The sequence below is a fragment of the Archangium sp. genome (genome assembly GCF_036389735.1).
In the GTDB taxonomy this organism is placed as follows: domain Bacteria; phylum Myxococcota; class Myxococcia; order Myxococcales; family Myxococcaceae; genus Archangium.
Map to the genome: position 1 here is coordinate 1 of NZ_DASVWK010001072.1, position 17,465 is coordinate 17,465.

Annotated in this window: 15 protein-coding genes and 1 pseudogene; 5 read left to right on the top strand and 11 right to left on the bottom strand. The window is 68.2% G+C overall.

The window, feature by feature from the left end:
• Both VF794_RS38395 and VF794_RS38400 read left to right on the top strand, forming a co-directional pair.
• Nucleotides 1–522 (top strand): annotated as a pseudogene (locus tag VF794_RS38395) (hypothetical protein); the annotation flags it as partial.
• 18 nt (nucleotides 523–540) lie between these two features.
• The gene (locus tag VF794_RS38400) at nucleotides 541–1,152 is read left to right on the top strand and encodes a pentapeptide repeat-containing protein (protein ID WP_331118441.1); all 612 of its coding nucleotides are present in this window, start codon (nucleotides 541–543) and stop codon (nucleotides 1,150–1,152) included.
• Nucleotides 1,153–1,168: 16 nt separating this feature from the next.
• Here VF794_RS38400 and nrfD read toward each other — a convergent pair whose 3' ends face one another.
• From nrfD to VF794_RS38450, 10 genes are all read right to left on the bottom strand, one after another.
• On the bottom strand, nucleotides 1,169–2,341 hold the full coding sequence (nrfD, locus tag VF794_RS38405) for an NrfD/PsrC family molybdoenzyme membrane anchor subunit (protein ID WP_331118443.1): 1,173 nt from the start codon (nucleotides 2,339–2,341) through the stop codon (nucleotides 1,169–1,171).
• A complete protein-coding gene (locus tag VF794_RS38410; RefSeq protein WP_331118445.1) occupies nucleotides 2,334–3,134 on the bottom strand; it encodes a 4Fe-4S dicluster domain-containing protein in 801 nt (266 codons plus the stop codon). The genes nrfD and VF794_RS38410 overlap by 8 nt, the downstream gene beginning before the upstream one ends.
• Before the next feature lie 6 nt (nucleotides 3,135–3,140).
• The gene (fdh, locus tag VF794_RS38415) at nucleotides 3,141–6,404 is read right to left on the bottom strand and encodes a formate dehydrogenase (protein WP_331118447.1); all 3,264 of its coding nucleotides are present in this window, start codon (nucleotides 6,402–6,404) and stop codon (nucleotides 3,141–3,143) included.
• A gap of 129 nt (nucleotides 6,405–6,533) precedes the next feature.
• Nucleotides 6,534–7,052, bottom strand: a complete 519-nt coding sequence (locus VF794_RS38420; protein ID WP_331118449.1) for a hypothetical protein — start codon at nucleotides 7,050–7,052, stop codon at nucleotides 6,534–6,536.
• Between the two features lie 49 nt (nucleotides 7,053–7,101).
• On the bottom strand, nucleotides 7,102–8,091 hold the full coding sequence (locus tag VF794_RS38425; RefSeq protein ID WP_331118451.1) for a HEAT repeat domain-containing protein: 990 nt from the start codon (nucleotides 8,089–8,091) through the stop codon (nucleotides 7,102–7,104).
• A gap of 14 nt (nucleotides 8,092–8,105) precedes the next feature.
• A complete protein-coding gene (locus tag VF794_RS38430) occupies nucleotides 8,106–9,323 on the bottom strand; it encodes a hypothetical protein (protein WP_331118453.1) in 1,218 nt (405 codons plus the stop codon).
• Between the two features lie 203 nt (nucleotides 9,324–9,526).
• Entirely contained in the window at nucleotides 9,527–10,051 is a 525-nt protein-coding gene (locus tag VF794_RS38435) for a hypothetical protein (RefSeq protein WP_331118455.1), read from the bottom strand.
• Between the two features lie 99 nt (nucleotides 10,052–10,150).
• Nucleotides 10,151–10,627 carry a hypothetical protein gene (locus VF794_RS38440; RefSeq protein ID WP_331118457.1) on the bottom strand — a complete coding sequence of 159 codons (477 nt, stop codon included), beginning with the start codon at nucleotides 10,625–10,627 and terminating at the stop codon, nucleotides 10,151–10,153.
• 10 nt (nucleotides 10,628–10,637) lie between these two features.
• The gene (locus VF794_RS38445; RefSeq protein WP_331118459.1) at nucleotides 10,638–11,141 is read right to left on the bottom strand and encodes a hypothetical protein; all 504 of its coding nucleotides are present in this window, start codon (nucleotides 11,139–11,141) and stop codon (nucleotides 10,638–10,640) included.
• 212 nt (nucleotides 11,142–11,353) lie between these two features.
• Nucleotides 11,354–12,787, bottom strand: coding sequence for an NAD(P)/FAD-dependent oxidoreductase (locus VF794_RS38450; protein WP_331118462.1), 1,434 nt, complete (start codon nucleotides 12,785–12,787; stop codon nucleotides 11,354–11,356).
• Between the two features lie 191 nt (nucleotides 12,788–12,978).
• Between VF794_RS38450 and VF794_RS38455 the strand changes: the two genes are divergently transcribed.
• A complete protein-coding gene (locus VF794_RS38455) occupies nucleotides 12,979–13,962 on the top strand; it encodes an SDR family NAD(P)-dependent oxidoreductase (protein ID WP_331118464.1) in 984 nt (327 codons plus the stop codon).
• 70 nt (nucleotides 13,963–14,032) lie between these two features.
• Entirely contained in the window at nucleotides 14,033–14,422 is a 390-nt protein-coding gene (locus VF794_RS38460; protein ID WP_331118466.1) for a hypothetical protein, read from the top strand.
• Between the two features lie 169 nt (nucleotides 14,423–14,591).
• Here VF794_RS38460 and VF794_RS38465 read toward each other — a convergent pair whose 3' ends face one another.
• The gene (locus VF794_RS38465) at nucleotides 14,592–14,729 is read right to left on the bottom strand and encodes a hypothetical protein (RefSeq protein ID WP_331118468.1); all 138 of its coding nucleotides are present in this window, start codon (nucleotides 14,727–14,729) and stop codon (nucleotides 14,592–14,594) included.
• 77 nt (nucleotides 14,730–14,806) lie between these two features.
• On the opposite strand from VF794_RS38465, the gene VF794_RS38470 reads away from it, so the two are divergent.
• Nucleotides 14,807–17,465 (top strand): metallophosphoesterase (locus tag VF794_RS38470; RefSeq protein WP_331118470.1); only part of this gene is annotated, 2,659 nt, incomplete at its 3' end.

Sequence of the window (17,465 nt, forward strand, 5' to 3'; positions counted from 1 at the left end):
ACCGCTCCCGAGGGGGCCCTCTCGGGGGCGATGCTCAGCCGCAACAGTGCGGCCCCGGCTCCAGGTAGTCCGTCCATCATCAAAATCCTCCGTCATCGGGGCGGCAACCAGCAGGTGACACTGAGCAACGGGCAGCGCTGGCACTTGCCGCGAGGCAAGTCGCCCAGTGACATTCCCGGGTCGGACCCGTTGGGGGACGAGCTCCAGGAAGCGGCCAACTGGTTGGCGAAGCAATGGGGGCCAGACAAGCTGTCACCAGAAGAACGGCAGATCATCAGCGACGCACTCACTCAGGGGAGGTATCACCGTGCCAACCTGTGGGAGCGACAGGCCCGGGGCCGCTGGGTGGAGGCAAAGCTACAGCAGCGCTACAGCCACCTGAAATGGAACCGTCGGGGAGTCGATGTCACAGGTCCATCAGGCCAGAATCACCACTATGAGGTGCTCTCCGGGACAGAGGACAACTTCGAGGTGCACGGGCGGCGGATGTTCAGCGAGTTCTTCCGGATGATCTTCTTCTGACAGGCGAGACTGGGGCGCATGAACTTCCACTACGAGGCCCGGGAGATAGAGGGCCAGCGGCTGGAACTGGCCGACAAGGACGGCATCTACTTCCTCGGTCCAAGTCTGACGCTGCGGCGCTGCACCGTGGTGCTTCGCGTGCCCGCGCGTTGGCTGCACATCCTGCCCTCGCGCTTCATCGACTGCACCTTCGAGGTGAAGCAGGAGTTGAAGAACTTTCCCTGGGTGGGCGCTGCCATGAAGGGCTGTCGTTTCAAGGGGCGTATGTCGGGTTGCGACTTCGGCCCCTGGCGCAACTACACCGAGGGGTGGGAGCAGAGCTCCGTCGAGGACTGTGACTTCTCCGAGGCCCAGCTGAGCAACTGCCGCTTCCACGGCTGTGACATGCGCACCCTGCGCTTGCCTCGCTGGCCCTGCTTCACCATCCTGGACCCCATTGGCCGGAGCCGTGAGCTGAACAGCGTCCAGTGGCCGGGCAGGTTCGGAGCGGTCGTCGTGGAGAACCTGTCCACGGAGCCGCCCTCCACGGTGGCGATGACGTTCTTCGCCCCCCTCATGGCGAAGCGGTTCGGGACCACCGAGGAAGAGCTCAAGGCCGCCATCGAGAGGTTCGACTTCATCGTCCACTGAGCCGCTCCCGAGTGACTCAGTGCGTGGGCACCGCCGGCTCCTCGCGCAGCACGGGCAGCGGGAACGAGAAGGGCTTGCCGTCCGACGCCCGCGTATGCCCCGTCACCTCCGCGGCGCCCAGGCCCTGGCGCTGTGGCTGGAAGGTGGCCTGCGGGTCGCTCGCCGAGGCCTTGCCGGCGTGGAACACCGCGAAGCGCGTAAGCACCGCGCCCGCCGTGCCCAGCAGGGCCCCCGCCACCTTCATCCACTTGCGCCGACCCGGCCACACGCCCAGCACGAGCGACGCCGCGGTGCACAGCTTGGACGCCTTCCACATCCTCCCCGAGGGCCCCTGCTTCAGCGGCCGCTCCAGCACCTCCATCCGCGAGGCGTCGTGATGCACCGCGACTCCGGCGAGGAGCTCGCCCACCTTCCCCATCGTGGCGAACAGGCGGAACACCTTCGCGTCGCGCTCCGAGTGGGGCAGCAGCTCCATCAGGCTCCCCGCGCCCATCACCGCCGAGGACATGAACAGGAACGGGAGCGTCTTGCGCGTGGCCTGCCAGAGGGGCACCGCCGTGTTGGCGAGCAGCACCGCCGTATACCCGGCGAGCGGCAACCCGAGCAGGCCCGCGGCCACCGAGGCGCCATCCCCCGCGCGCTTGAGCCACCCTCGCTGGCCCGCGAGCAGCACGGACGCGGTGTTCATCGCCCCCGAGCCCACCAGCACCCACGAGCCCACGCTCATGGGCGACGTCGGCCGGAACACCCGCAGCATGTTGAGGAAGCGTGTCGGCCTCCCCAGATCATGGATGAGCAGGCCCGAGCTGATGATGTCGCCCACCGTGCCCACCCAGCGGCACCGGTGCCCGAGTCCCTCCAGCCGTTTGCCGCCGACGGCGTCCGCCGCCGTGCCCAGCAGGCTCGCCGCGCCCGCCACCCCGCCCACGTAGAAGTAGAGCGGGACAGTCCAGATCCACACGGGCTGCTTCACCACCGGCATGCCGTAGTAGCTCGGAGCCTCCGAGGCCACGCCCGACCGCGTGGGCCGCGTATGAAGCGGCTCGCGCGGGGGGCCCGCCTCATCGATGTCCTTCACCCGCTGCTGCGAGCCCTCGCCGGAGAGCGTGCCCAGCCTCGGGTCGATGTTGCGCCCGTCCCGACGCTGCTCCAGGTCTTCCGGCCGGATGTCCTCCACGCGGTCAGCCACGCGCCACCTCGCGTCCAAGGAGCACCGCCCCGAGCGCCATCACCGCCATGCCCAGCGCGCCCCATCCCATCGAGGCCCACGCGTCCTTCCCCTTCAGCGTCGGCACCACGGGGTCGGGCGGGAGGTTGTAGACCTCGGGCTTGTCCACCAGCAGGAAGAAAGCGTTGAGCCCGCCCGTGCCCGGCTGGTTCTCCGCGTCCGCGCCGTACAGGTACGCCGACTCCAATCCCCTGCCATGGAGCTGCTCCACGCGGCGCTGGGCCCGCTCGCGCAGCTCGTCCACGTCTCCGAACTGGATGGACTGGGTGGGGCAGTGCTTGGCGCAGGCGGGCGTCATGTCCTCGCCCAGCCGGTCGTAGCAGAGGGTGCACTTCCACGCGCGCCCGTCGTCCTCGCGCCGGTCCACCACGCCGAAGGGGCACGCCGTCACGCAGTAGCCGCAGCCATTGCACACGTCCGGCTGCACATAGACGGTGTCGAACTCGGTGCGGATGATGGCGCCCGTGGGGCACGCCTCCAGACATCCGGCGCGCTCGCAGTGCTTGCACACGTCCGAGGCCATCAACCAGGAGAAGTTCGGCACGCCGCTCGTCTGCGTGGGACTCGAAATCGGCCGCTCGACGAAGGCCACGTGCCGCCAGGTGGAGGAGCCGAGGTGCCCGGTGTTGTCGTACGACATGCCGGTGAGCTTGAAGCCGTCATCCGGCAACTGGTTCCACTGCTTGCAGGCCACCTCGCACGCCTTGCAGCCGATGCAGAGCGTGGTGTCGGTGAAGAAGCCCTTCTGTCCCATGGGGCGCTACTCCTTTTGCTGAAGGGGTTGGTCCGTGGGCGGGCCGACGCCCTCCTGATCTCTCGGTACCTCCACCACGCCCGGGGGCAGGGGCGGCGGCGTCCAGCCCATGGCCGCGCGATGGCCCTGGCTCCGCTTGCCGGGGAGGATGTCGCAGGTGAGCGCCTTGGACTCCTGGATGGAGACGTTCGGGTCCGCGGAGAACTCGATCAGGTCATTGGTGCTCTCGCCATGCGTCCGCCCCGTGTAGCCCCAGTGGTACGGCATGCCGATCTGGTGCACCCGCTTCCCGTTGAGCTGGAGCGGGCGCATGCGCTCCGTCACCAGCACCCGGCACTGCACCTCGCCGCGGGCCGTGTACACGGTGCACCAGCCTCCGTTCTCCAGCTCCACCTCGGAGGCCAGCTCCGGAGACACCTCGACGAACATCTCCGGCTGGAGCTCGCTCAGCCAGGACAGCCAGCGCGACATGGTGCCCGCGGTGTGGTGCTCGGTGAGCCGGTACGTGGTGAGCACGTAGGGGTAGCGCGGGTCTCCCCACGCGCGGTGGTAGGGATTGTCCCGGCGCCGCCAGTCGTAGCGCGCCGGGTTGCACTGCTGCCCGTAGAGGAAGTTGCGGACGGGCGACTCCAGCGGCTCGTAGTGCGTGGGCAGCGGGCCGTCCACCAGACCGCTCGGGGCGAACAGCCAGCCCTTCCCGTCCGCCTGCATGATGAACGGGTCATCGCCGGAGAGGGTGTCCACCCCGTGGTCTTCCGGAGTGGCCCGGTACGAGGGCGGACGATCCACGATGAAGTCGGGCACGTCCTCGCCCGTCCACCGGCCCTGCTGGGCGTCCCACCAGACGTACTTCTTGCGCTCGCTCCAGGGGCGGCCCTCGGGGTCCGCCGAGGCGCGGTTGTAGAGCATCCGCCGGTTGGCCGGCCACGCCCAGCCCCACTCGGAGGCCACCCACGTCTGCTCCCGGCCCGGCTTGCGGCGCGCCGTCTGGTTCACCCCGTCCGCGTAGCAGCCCGAGTACAGCCAGCAGCCGGACGCGGTGGAGCCATCGTCCTTCAGCGCCGAGAAGCCGGGCACCGGCTTGCCGTCCGCCACGGTGTAGCCGTTGATCTCCTTGAGCACGGCCTCGGCATCGGGCTCTCCATGAGGGTCCTTCAGCGGATAGTCCCAGGTGAGGGCCAGGAGGGGCCGATCCTTCTCCTCGGTGGAGCCCGCGTGGAGCTCCTTGAGCCGACGCCCCAGCTGGTAGATGAAATACAAATCACTGCGTGCGTCCCCGGGTGGCTCCACGGCCTGGTGGCGCCACTGGAGCAGGCGCTGGGTGTTGGTGAAGGTGCCGGCCTTCTCCGTGTGCGCGGCGGCGGGGATGAAGAAGACCTCGGTTGGGATGTCCTCGGGGCGCACGTCGCCGCGCACCACCTCGGGGGCGGTGCGCCAGAACTCGGCCGTCTCGGTGAGGGTGAGATCATTCACCACGAGCCAGTCGAGCTTCTGCAACCCTTTGCGCTGGAGGGCCCCGTTCATCGAGCCCACCACGGGGTTCTCGCCCATGACGAAGTAGCCCTTCACCTTGCCGTCGGCCATGGCGGCCACGGTCGTCATGTGCGAGTGGTCCCCGGTGAGCTTCGGTATCCAGTGGAAGCCCCAGTCGTTCTCCTTCCGGGCGGCGTCGCCGTAGTACGCCTTGAGCAGGGAGACGACGTACTTGGGGAACTCGCTCCACGAGCCGCTGTCGGACCTGTTGTTGTGCAGGTACTGCTCGAAGCGCTGCGCGTCCGGCGCGTGCGGCATGGGGATGTAGCCGGGCAGCAGGTTGTAGAGGGTGGGGATGTCGCTGGAGCCCTGGATGGAGGAGTGGCCGCGCAGGGCCATGATGCCGCCGCCGGGCCGGCCCATGTTGCCGAGCAGCAACTGGACGATGGAGGCAGCGCGGATGTTCTGCACGCCGATGGAGTGCTGCGTCCAGCCCACCGCGTAGCAGAAGGCGGTGGTGCGCTCGCGCCCCGAGTTGTCGCAGAGCGTCTGGGCGATTTGAAGGAAGAGCTCCTTGGGCACGCCGCAGATGCGCGAGACGACGTCCGGGGTGTAGCGGGCGTAGTGGCGCTTGAGCACCTGGAAGACGCAGCGCGGGTGCTGGAGCGTCTTGTCCCGAGACACCTCGGTGATGTGCCTGCCGCGCACCTTGCCTTCACCACCGGCGCCGGGCTCGGCGAAGACCTCCTTGTGGCCCGAGGCGGTCACCACGCCGTCCAGCCCCTCGTACTGCCAGGTGTGGGGCTGGTACTTGCCGGTGTCCGGGTCGTAGCCGCTGAAGAGGCCGTCGAGTTCCTCGGTGTCCTGGAAGTCCTCGCGCAGGAGGACGGGCGCGTTGGTGTAGTGGACGACGTACTCGTGGAAGTAGCGCTCGTTCTCCAGGATGTAGTGGATGAGGCCGCCGAGGAACGCGATGTCCGTGCCCACGCGGATGGGCGCGAACACGTCCGCCATGGCGCTGGTGCGGGTGAAGCGCGGATCCACGTGGATGAGCGTGGCGCCGCGCTCACGGGCCTCCATCACCCACTGGAAGCCCACGGGGTGACACTCGGCCATGTTGCTGCCCATGACGAGGATGCAGTCGGCGTTCTTCAGGTCCTGCTGGAAGCTGGTGGCACCGCCCCGACCGAACGAGATGCCCAGACCGGGCACCGTGGAGGAGTGTCATATGCGTGCCTGGTTCTCCACCTGGACGATGCCGAGCCCCGCGGTGAAGAGCTTCTTGATGAGGTAGTTCTCCTCGTTGTCGAGCGTGGCGCCGCCCAGGTGCGCGAGCCCCAGGGTGCGGTGGACGCGCTCGCCCTTGTCGTTCGTCTCCTCCCAGGTGGTGTCGCGGGTGCGCTTCACGCGCGCGGCGATCATGTCCAGGGCCTTGTCGAGGGGAAGCCGCTCCCACTCGGTGCCGCCGGGGCGGCGGTGGAGGACGTGCTGGATGCGGTGGGTGCCGGTGACGAGCTGGAAGGTGGCGGCGCCCTTGGGGCAGAGCCGGCCGCGCGAGATGGGCGAGTCCTCATCCCCCTCGATGTCGAGGATGCGCCCGTCCTTGACGTAGACCTTCTGGCCGCAGCCCACGGCGCAGTAGGGGCAGACGGACTTCACGACCTTGTCGGCGTGGAGGGTGCGCGGCTCGAGCTGGCGGCTGCGCGGGGACATGGCCGTCTCACCGAGGGCGGTGGCGTCCTTGTCCCGGAGCTGGCGGATGACGGGCCAGCGGGAGAACAGATCGAGCAGTCCCACGCCATACCTCCAGGAAGACGGTTTCCTGGGGCGAAGGTGGGCACTGCGGAAGCAGGAGGCGAGGGGGCGGGACGTGGGCCGAGCGACCAGCCGAGCCCACCGCCCCCCTCTCCCGCTCGAGAACTTCGATCAGTCCAGGACGCCGAGGGTCTCGGTGCGGTCCACGGCCTCACCCTTGGAGGTGTAGCCGGAGTACCAGGAGGTGTCGTAGGTGCCGCTCTTGGTCTGCTGCAGGTGGGTGTGGGCGCCCGTGGAGTTACCGGTGGAGCCCTCGTCGCCGACCTGGCAGCGGTCGCAGGTCTTGTCCACCGAGGCGGCGGTCTTGTTGAAGTGCCAGAGGCGGAACTGCCAGCCGTCCGCCCAGGTGTGCAGCGCCTCGTTCTGGTTGCCGCTGCCGCTGCCCGTGCCGCAGTAGTGGGCGGTGGTCCGGATGGACACGTTCCAGAAAACCGAGCCCACCACGCTCGTCTCCACGCCCCAGTAGTCGCAGCTGCCGCTGGACACGTCGATCGCGCCGTGGAAGGAGCCGCTCGAATAGTACGTGGTGGTGGTGACCGTGGCGGTGTACGGCGCCTTGACGGTGTGCGCGCTCACGGCGGCGGGGACAAGAGCCAGGGCCGCCAGGGACAGCTTCATCATCTTACGCATCGTTCTACCTCTCGAGCCGGTTCACGGCCCTCGTGGGGTGGGGGGACGACTAGGGAACCTGCTGCAGCCGCTGCTTCTCCCTCAGGATCAGGTTCCACTCCTGAAGGTCCATGTTGAGAACTCGAATCCACGTGTCGACTTCGGGCGCCAGGCGGGGGTCGATGCTCCGCAGCCGCTGCAGCTCGGGCACCGCGCCCAGGAAGCCCAGCTGGGCGATGCTCTGCAGGAGGGCCTTGCGGACCCCGACATCCGTCTCGTCGCGGTACATGGCGAGCACGGACTGCCGGGCGCTGGCCATCTGCTCCGCGGGTACCCCGCCCAGCGCGAGGGCCGCCGACTTGCGGACCTCGGCATCATCGCTGCGCAGCAGCGACTGGATGCTGCCCGCCGACTCGGCGCTGATCTTCTGGGTGTCCATGCTACCGAGGATCTTCGCCGTCACCTTCGGATCCGTGGAGGCGGCCGCCGCCTTCACCGCGGCGTCCGAGGCCGGGCCGTGGAAGCCCGCGTAGACGTTCTGGATGTCCTCGATGATGTTCGTCGCGGCCTCCTGGCGCACCTCGGGCGAGGCGTCCCGCACCAGCTGCTCGTACATGTCGCCCGTATTCTCCAGGGCGCTGGTGCGCCGCATCGAGCGGACGGTGGCGGCGCGGACGGCGGGGTCCCGCTCCTCCACGGCCCGCTTCGCCACGGCCTTGATCGCCTCGGGGTCCGCGCCGCGCTCGGTGCGCGCCACCAGGGCGGCCGCCAGGTGCTCGGCCATGACGGGATCCGTCTCCCGCTCGAACGCGGCCCGCAGCTCGTTGTCGGGCAGGGTGACGGCGGCCTCGCGCAGCAGCGTGCGCTGGTACTTCTTGTAGGCCTCGGACTTCGACTGGAGCCCGCGGCGGATGGAGTCCATCAAGCCCTCGACCGAGCAGCGCTCGCCCTGGAGCGCGGGGCCCGGGGCCACCTGGGCGGCGGCCGCGGTGGGCAGCAGCGGGCAGAGCGTGAGCGCCAGCAGGAGGGTGCGGGTGCGGAAGGAAGAGGTGCGTGTCATGGGCGTTCCCGGGCTCATTCGTGGCGATCGAGGCAGTTGAAGGGATCCTGGTTGGGCAGGCTGTTGAACAGCCGTACGAAGTCCAGGGTGCCGCTCGCGTAGATCTTCTCGAAGTCCTGGTAGATGGGCTGGAAGCGCGGGTCCATGGCGGCCATGTTCGCCATGACGGGCAGGGCGCGCTTGCCGGCGGTGCGCGCCGAGAAGCGGAAGAGGGCCCACTTCACGCACAGGGACTGCTCGGTCTCGAAGGTCTTCGCGAACAGATCCAGCACCTTCGCCTTGTCCAGGGACAGGGAGAGGTTGTGCGCCGCCGCATCCCGGCCGTCCTCGTTGCCCTCGCCGACGAGGATCTGCGCGAACCGCTCGGTTTCCGCCGGGGTGAGGAGGGGCGCGGCGTGCATGGGCATCATCTGCCCCAGGTAGCGGACCTCCTCATCGGGCGACTGGGCCCCAATGGTGAGCAGCTTGTCCATATAGGGGGTGATGCTCGCGTTCTGCTTGAACTCGCGCTTCATGACCCGCGCGATGGTGCGGGCAGCGGCCCAGCCCGCCTCGACGGAGACGGGGTCGTTGGCGGAGGCCGTGAGCCGCTCGAGCGCCGCCGGCGCCAGCCGCTTCTGCGTGTCCAGGGCCGAGAGGAGGCCCGCGCGCCGCTCGACCGGGAGGCTGTTGTCCAGGCCCATGTCCAGGAGCCGCGTGGCCACCTGGGGCTGGTGCACGGCCTCGGAGTCCCTCACGGCCATCAGGTACACGCCGAAGGACTTGCCCTGGGCGTCGCGGGACCACTCCATCACCTCGAGCGCATGGGCCGGGTTGTTCCCGATGAGCTCCACGAGGCGGTCCTTCAGGAAGTCCCGGACGAGCCCATCCCGCGAATTGAGCAGGGGCGCGGCCCACTCGCGGAAGTTGTGGATCGTCACCCCCTCGTTGAAGCGCTCCATGTCCTGCCAGCAGGTCGTGGGGTCGAACCTCGGGGCCTTGGCCGGCTCACCCGCGGCCACGGGTCCGGCCTGGCCGGAGGTGCCCTGCGGAGAAGAGGCGCCCTGCTTGGGCTTCTGGCCCGCGGCGGCCTGACCCGCCTCGGACGGGAGCTCCTCGGCTCCACCGCGGCTGATCAGCCCCACGCCGGCGAGCAGGGCGACGAGGCCGACCCCGGCCACGAGCAGCGGCTTGCGCCGGCTCGAGGAACCCGATGGGGCAGCGGCGGAGGGAGGCGAGGAATCTGGAGTCATGGGGTGTTGGACCAGGTGCGGGGTTCCATCTCCTAGGAGTCCCCGACTTTACCGCTGTCCCAAGAAATAATTAAAACAAAGATTTTCGGGTAATTCACTGAGAGTGGGAAGTACCCAGTCAGAACGAGAATACCGGAAAAAACGGAGGCCCCTCGGGAGGAGCAAGTCCTCGAGAGGGGCCTCGGGTTCAGCGGTGCGGCATCTCAGTCGAGGACGCCGAGGGTCTCGGTGCGGTCCACGGCCTCACCCTGGGTGGTGTAGCCGGAGTACCAGGAGGTGTCCTTGGTGCCGTTCTTCTCCTGCATGAGGTGGGCGTGGGGGCCGGTGGCCTGGCCGGTGCCGCCCTCGTTGCCGACCTGGCAGCGGTCGCAGGTGCGGTCATACGAGTCGGCGGTCTTGATGAAGTGCTTCTGGTGGAACTTCCAGCCGTCCGCCCAGGTGTGGATCGCCATGTTGGCGTTCTCGTAGCCGTTGCCGTTGCAGACGATGGTGGTGGTGTTGATGGTCACGTTCCAGAAGACCGAGCCCACCACGGCGGTCTCGGCGCCCCAGTAGTTGCAGCGGCCGCTGGAGACGTCGATCGAGCCGTGGTAGCCGCCGCTCGGGTAGTACGTGGTGGCGGTGATGGTGCCGGGGAAGGGCGACTTGACCGTGTGCGCGGTCGAGGCCATCGGGAGGAGCGCCAGGGAAGCCAGGGCCGCCAGGGTCATCTTCATGGTGTTGCGCATCGTCATGCCTTTCGGGCCGGTTCACCCGGCATCCGTGGGGGGGGAGAAGTCCTGAAGCCTGCTGCGGTGAAGGTTCTTGTCGCGCGCTCGACGCCAGCCCTAGTCGAGGATGCCGATGGTCTCGGTGCGGTCCACGGACTCGCCCTGCGTGGTGTAGCCCGAGTACCAGGAGGTGTCGTTGGTGCCGACCTTGTCCTTCTGGAGGTGGGTGTGGATCCCCGCCTGGCCGAGCATGCAGTTGTCGCACGTGCGGCTATACGAGTCGGCGGTCTTGACGAAGTTCGTGATACGGAACGACCAGCCGTCCGCGAAGAGGTGCTTCGCCTCGTTGTTGGTCGGGAGGTTGCAGCCGGTGCCCACGGACCTGATGGTCACGGTCCAGGAGAGCGAGCCCACCACGCCCGAATAGAGGCTGGCGTAGCAGTTGCTGATGTCCACCGCGCCATGGAACGCGCCGCTCGAGGTGTAGGTGGTGGCCGTCACCGTCCCCGGGTGCGGCGCCTTGACCGTGTGAGCGCTCACGCCCGCGGGGAGGAGCGCCAGGGTCGCCAGGGTCAGCTTCATCGTCTTGTGCATTGTTCCTCTATTAGAAGACGCCGAGGGTCTCGGTGGTGTCGACGACCTCGCCCTTGGTGGTGTAGCTGGAGTACCAGGAGGTGTCCTTGGTGCCGTTCTTGTCCACCTGGATGTGGGTGTGGACGCCTTCGTTGCCGAGCTCGCAGCGGTCGCACGTACGGCTGTAGGAGCTGGCGGTCCTGTTGAAGTTGCGGATGCGGTACGTGGTGCCGTCCGCGAAGACGTGCCTCGCCTCGTTCTGGGTGGGGACGCCGGTCACGCAGGAGTTCTCGGTACTCTGGATGATGACGTTCCAGGAGACCGAGCCCACCAGGCCCGACGTGACGCCCCAGTAGCCGCACTGGCCGCTGGCGAGGTCCACCGCGCCGTGGAACGCGCCACTCGCGGTGTAGGTAGTGGCCGTCACCGTGCCGGAGAAGGGCGCCTTGACCGTGTAGGCGGTGGAGGCGGTGGGGATGAGCGCCAGGGACGCCAGCGCCGCCAGGGTCATCTTCAGGGGGGTGCGCATCGTCATGCCTTTCGGGCCGCTCGTCGTGGCCTCCTCTACATGAGTCCCTGAATTCCCCGTCATCCCAAAAAAAGAGAAATAACCGACCAGTCCCCAGTGCCTTGGGACGGGAAGTCATGTGATTTCAATGGGTTGCCTGATAGCCGTGCGAAGGGGTGCACGTCGCCAGGAAGCATAATTCCCAGGAAAATGGGGCGGGCCTGGGTGAAGCCGGGGAGTCACCCCTTGCGCCAGACCTCGCTGGCCAGCAGGGCGCGCGCGGCGAGGAAGCCGCACAGCCCATGCACCCCGGGCATGGGGGGCGTGGACGAGGAGCACAGGTAGATGCGCGGGTCCGGCGTGGCGTAGGGGATGAGCTTCGCCATGGGCCGTGCCAGCAATTGCATCCCCTCCAGCGAGCCGCCGGAGATGTCCCCACCGATGTTGTTGGGGTTGTAGGCCTCGTACTGCGCGGGCGAGCGGGTGTGCCTGGCGAGGATGCGCGCGCGGAAGCCCGGGGCGAAGCGCTCCACCTGGGCTTCGATCCGCTCGGTCATGTCCACCGTGGAGCCATTGGGCACGTGGCAGTAGGCCCAGCCGGTGTGCTGGCCCGAGGGCGCCCGGCTCTCGTCGAAGAGCGTGTGCTGGGCGAGCAGCACATAGGGGCGCTCGGGGGCCTCGCCCCGGGACATGGCGGCCTCGCTGGCGGCGACTTCCTCCAGGGTGCCGCCGAGGTGCACGGTGCCAGCGCGGGCACACGCCTGCGCCCGCCACGGAATGGGGCCGGAGAGCGCCCAGTCCACCTTGAAGACGCCGGGCCCGTAGCGGAAGCGCCGCAGCCGCTCCACGTAGCGCGGAGGCAACCGGTGGCCGGCGAGCTTCACCAGCTGCTCGGGCGTCACGTCGAGCAGCACGGCGCGCGAGCGTGGCAGCTCATCCACGTTGTGCACGCGGTGCCCCGTCACCACCTCGCCGCCGAGCGCGCGCAGGTAGCTGACGAGAGCGTCCGTGAGCTTCTGCGTGCCGCCGCGGGGAAAGGGCCAGCCCACGGCGTGGCCCGAGGCGAGCAGGAGGATGCCGAAGGCGGAGGTGAAGGGCCGCTCCAGGGCGGAGAAGGAGTGGGCGGCGCAGCCGGCGAAGAGGGCGCGCGCCAGGGGCCCTTGGAAGACGCTCTCGGCGAGCGAGCGCGAGGAGCGCATGGCCCGCAGGCCGAAGCGGGCGAGCCGGAGCGGCCGGCGGGGGAAGCGCAGCGGGTCGCCGAGCTGCGCCAGCACGTCATCGAAGGCACGTGCCATGGGGCGCATCCACGCCACATAGCGCTCGGCGTCGGGGCCGAGCCCCTGGGCGGTGGCCTCGAGGCCGCGCTCCAGGAGGGCGGCGGTGCCATTGTCGAGCGGGTGGGCGAGGGGGGCCTCGGGGTGGACCCACTCCAGCCCGTGGGCGTCGAGCGGCAGTTGGCGGAAGAAGGGCGAGGCCGCGGCGAGCGGGTGGATGGCGGAGCAGACGTCGTGGACGAAGCCCGGGAGGGTGAGTTCGGCCGAGCGCGCGCCACCGCCGGGGGTGGGGCCCGCTTCGAGCACCCGCACCGAGCGGCCCGCGCGGGCCAGGGTGATGGCGGCGGCGAGCCCGTTGGGGCCCGCGCCCACTACGACGGCATCGAGCACCGAGGTCATCTCCTCCAGCTTGACCCGACCTGATGGGTTCAAGAGGCAAAAGCCACCGTGTGGCGTTCACCAGTGGACGTCCCGAGTCGCCCGGCACCCTGTCACCCAGGCGGGCAGGCGGGGATGCGAGGTGGGCGAGGTGCGCGGAGAGGGCCTGCATTCCCATCCTGCCGCGTGGGTTACACGCGAGGGGAGCGGACATGGCTAGCCAGGACCTGAGGGGCAAGGTCGCCATCGTGACGGGGGCGTCGAGTGGGGTGGGCTGGCAGACGGCGGTGCGGCTGGGGGAGGCGGGGGTGAAGCTGTGCATCACCGCGCGCCGGGTGGAGGCGCTGGAGAAGCTGCGCCACCAGCTCGAGGCCCAGGGGGTGGAGTGCCTCGTGGTGCCCGGGGACGTGACGGTGCAGGCGGACGTGGAGCAGGTGGTGCGCGAGTGCCTGACGCACTACGGCCGGGTGGACATCCTGGTGAACGACGCCGCGGTGCAGTCCTACGGCTTCTTCGACGAGCTGCCGTGGGAGCACCTCACGCGCACCTTCGACGTGAACGTGTTTGGATTCATGCGCTTCGCGCGCGCGGTGCTGCCGCACTTCAAGGCGCGGGGCAGTGGCCACATCCTCAACGTGCAGTCGATGCTGTCGAAGGGCTCGGCGCCGCTGCTGGGGGCGTACACCGCGAGCAAGCACGCCTCGCTCGGGTGGGCCAAGTGCCTGGAGATGGAGCTGGAGGGCACGGGCATCTTCGTGTCCAACGTGTTGGTGCCCTCGGTGGCGACGAACATGTTCACGCACGCGCCGACGATGTTCGGCCTGGCGCCCAAGCCGGTGCCGCCCACGTACGAGCCGGACGTGGCGGCGCGAGCGGTCCTCAAGTGCGCGCGCCGGCCGGGCAAGACGGTGGTCCCGGTGTTCCTCGGGGGCCAGCTGCTGCTGTGGCTGAACGCGCTCGCTCCGGCGGTGGGCAAGCACCTCATGGGGCGCTTCGGAGCGCGGATGCAGATGCGCGACGAGCCCGTCCACCGGCCCGAGGGCAACCTCTTCCGACCCATGGCCGAGGGCGTGGGCCCCTACGGCCCGGTGCCGCCCACGCCCAGGTGGGTGCGCTTCTCGGCGACGGCGGGCCTCGCCGCGCTGGTGGGCGGCCTGGTGCTCGGGGTGGCCGGGCTGGCTCGCGCGGCGCGCTGAGCGGGGCACCGCCTCTCTCTCATCGGATCTTGTGGACCCATAAGTCCACACCCCGCGGGGAGGTGTTTCGATGAACCCCTGGTGGCTTGCGGCCGGCCTCCTCTGTTTGCTCACCTCGTTCGTGCACGTGGTGGCCGGTCACTTCGATCCAGTCGTCCTCTTCCTGCGTACGGAACTCGAGCCAACAGCCAAGGCGACCCTGCACGTGTGTTGGCACATGGTGACGGTGACGCTCTTCATGTCATCGCTCTCGCTCCTGGGGATCGGACTTTCACCCGGCATCCCCGGAGCGGGACTGCTCGCCACCTTCATCGCTGGCCTGTACGTCCTCTACAGCATCGTCTTCCTGGTCATCGGTGCGAGGCGGTTCCGCTGGAACCTGCTCCGATTGCCCCAGTGGCTCCTGCTGTTGCCGGTGGGCGCCCTCGCGGTCATTGGTGCCTACGCCCCCGGATCCTGAGGTCTCGCGAGGCACTCAGTCTTCCCCGTCTTCCAACTCATCGAGCGATGGGAAGCGAATGAAGACCCAGTCACCATCGGGCATGCGGCTGACGTTGTGGAACTCACCCGCCACTTCCAGCACGGCCTCATAGGGAAGAGACGACTGGGTTCGTAGCCAGGTCAGGGCCTCATCTTGAGTGGCGAAGGAACGGAGGGGCTTCGTTGGCCGAGGTCTCGAGGGTGGATACTGCCGCCTGCTCGCTGGAGTGCTGCCCGGCCAGCGCTTCAAGGGTGTTCAGCAGATCTTCCAGCTTGGAGTTCTTCACCCCACCCCTATTACAGGGGCGCTGCTTATCTTGCGAGGTGGTACGAGGTAGATGGAGCCCATTGGCGTGGAGTTTTCATGGGCGAGTGGAAGTTGCGGATCCTGCACATCTCGGACCTGCACGAGCGCGGCCCTCGCGAGAGGGAGTCATTCCGCAGGCGGCGCGTCCTGGGGAGTGAGTGGGAACGGAACCTCGATGAACTCTTGAAGGATGGGCCCATCGACCTGGTCTGCTTCACGGGGGACGTGGCCGACTTTGGCAAGCCCGAGGAGTACGGACCGGTCACCGATTTCATCGGAGCACTCCTCGGGAAACTCGCCCTGCCCATGGAGCGCCTGTTCCTCGTCCCGGGGAATCACGACATCGATCGCGGCCAGGGCAAGAGCGCCTGGTCGAAGCTGAGGGGGAAGAAGGGCCTGCTCTTTCGCGTGGATCCGCTCGACCTGTCTCGGTGGATGGCTGGAGGCAAGCCGCCGCTCGGTCTGGAGAAGGTGAAGCGGGAGGAACTGCTCTCTCGACAGAGCGCCTACCGGGAGTGGGTGGCCACGAAGCTGGGGCGGAAGGAACTCGTTCCATTCGAGAAGGCACCCCACCCGTTCCTGGGTTACCGCCAGACGCTCCGGCTCCCGGGTCACCCCTTTGACGTCCATGTGGTGGGCCTCGATTCCGCATGGCTCGCGGGGGATGACAACGACAGCGGGAAACTGCTCCTCACCACGGATCAGGTCGGGTGGTTGACCACCGACAAGGGAGAGCCCTTGTCTGGATTTCGCCTCGCCCTCATCCACCATCCGCTGGCCGATCTCGCCGACAAGGGCGACTGCCAGCGGTTGCTGGCGGACAACGTGGACCTCCTCCTGCGCGGCCATCTGCATGAGGAGGACGTCGAGACCTGGGCCGACCCGGACCGGACCTCGCGCCAGCTCGCCGCTGGGTGCCTCTACGAGGGACACCGCGCCGACCAGTGGCCGAACGCCTGCCATGTCATCGAGGCCCGGCTCGATGAGGCGGGGCGCCCGGTTCGCTACGACCTGCGGTTCCGGAGTTGGTCGAAGCATGGCCACTGGCACGACGACAACGGCCTCTACAAGGGCACGGAGAATGGTCGGCTCACGTGGTGGCTCGGGCCCCGTCCGATTCCACCCCAGCCCATGCCCACCGGGAGCTTCGTCGGGCGCGCCCAAGAATTGGAGACGCTGAAGGCCGCGCTGCTACCCGCGGAGCGGCGTCCCGTCCTCATTTGCGCGGTGCATGGGATGCCAGGAGTCGGAAAGTCGTATCTCGCCGAGCGCTTCGTGGAAATCCACCGGGAGAGCTTCCCGGGAGGATGTGCCCGGCTGGTGCTCAACCCCGCGACGCTTCCCAGTGTGGAGGTGCTCCTGGGTGAGTTGGGAGAGCAGCTCGGAATCCCAGCGGGGGGACGGATGGCGGAGCGGTGTCGGGAGCGGCTGCTGCGCCCGCTCTCCTTGCTGCTCCTGGAGAACGTCGACTCACGAGAGGCAGCCGGAGTGGCGGGGCGGCTCGTGACCACGCTTCCGGGATGCCCGGTCATCGTGACGGGCCGTTACCAGGGGTTCTGGGACGAAGGCGGTTGGAAGCGGATCGAGGTGGAGACGTTCGATGAGAAGACGGCACTCCACCTGCTCGCGCAGGAGCTTCGTCCACCGACGGATGAACGGGAGCGGGAGGATTACGGGCGGCTGGTGCGCGCGCTGGGGCGCCTGCCGTTGGCACTCCATCTGGCGGTGGGCTACCTGCGGGCGGGACACTCCGTGGAAAGCTTTCTCGCGAAGCTGAGGGAGAGCCATTTCGAACTGGAGCCGGTCAGTCCTGTCGACCCGCTGCTGATGAAGGACAAGGCGCGCGCCATCATCCGCGGAACCTTCGAGCTGTCGATGGAGTTGCTGCGGCGCCAGCTCGGCACGGGTGCCAAGGTAGAGCGCTTGCTGGCGGGACTGGCCGCGCTCGGACAGGCACCACTGTCTGGCTTCAGCCGTGGCCTCGGTGCTGCAATCGCCGGGGTTTCTGAGTTGGAGTTCGGGGAGTTGGTGTCGTCCGCGACCCTGCTCTCGCTCTTGTCCCGGGTACCCAGGGCGGAGCGGAAAGACGATGCATGGCGTGTCCATCCTCTCCTGGCGGAGTTGCTTCGTGAGTCCCCCGAATCAGCAGCGGGCCTGGCTCGGATGACGGAGTGGTTCATCGAGAAGCTTCAAGAGCGACCAGCGCAGACGCAGGCCGAGCGCTGGAAGGAGATCCATCGAGAGGGTGCTGCTCTGGTGGATTGGCTGCCGAGAGTTGTGGAGGAGAACTGGGATCGAGTGCTGAGGGCTGGGTCGTGGTTTGCCATCCACAATGGTCCCTTCCCAGTATGGATGGATTACTGCGAACGGGCTTTGAGTGCTTCACCTGCCCCTGAAGAACGATCGGGTCTACTCTGGACACTCGCCAATGTTGCTGTGCGCGGTGGAATTCTGGATCGGGCTCTCTCCGCGGCGCAAGAAAAGAGAACGCTGGACCAAGGGCGGCAGGCTGAGCATGGGGCAGCCTTGGCAGCAGGAGTATGTGCGGACATCCTCCAGGCGAGGGGCGAGTTGGACGAGGCGCTGAGGATTCGCCGGGAAGAGCAGTTGCCCGTCTTCGAGCGGCTGGGCGACGTGCGGTCGCGGGCGGTGACGATAGGGAAGGTGGCAGACATCCTGCAGGCGAGAGGCGAGTTGGACGAGGCGCTGAGGATTC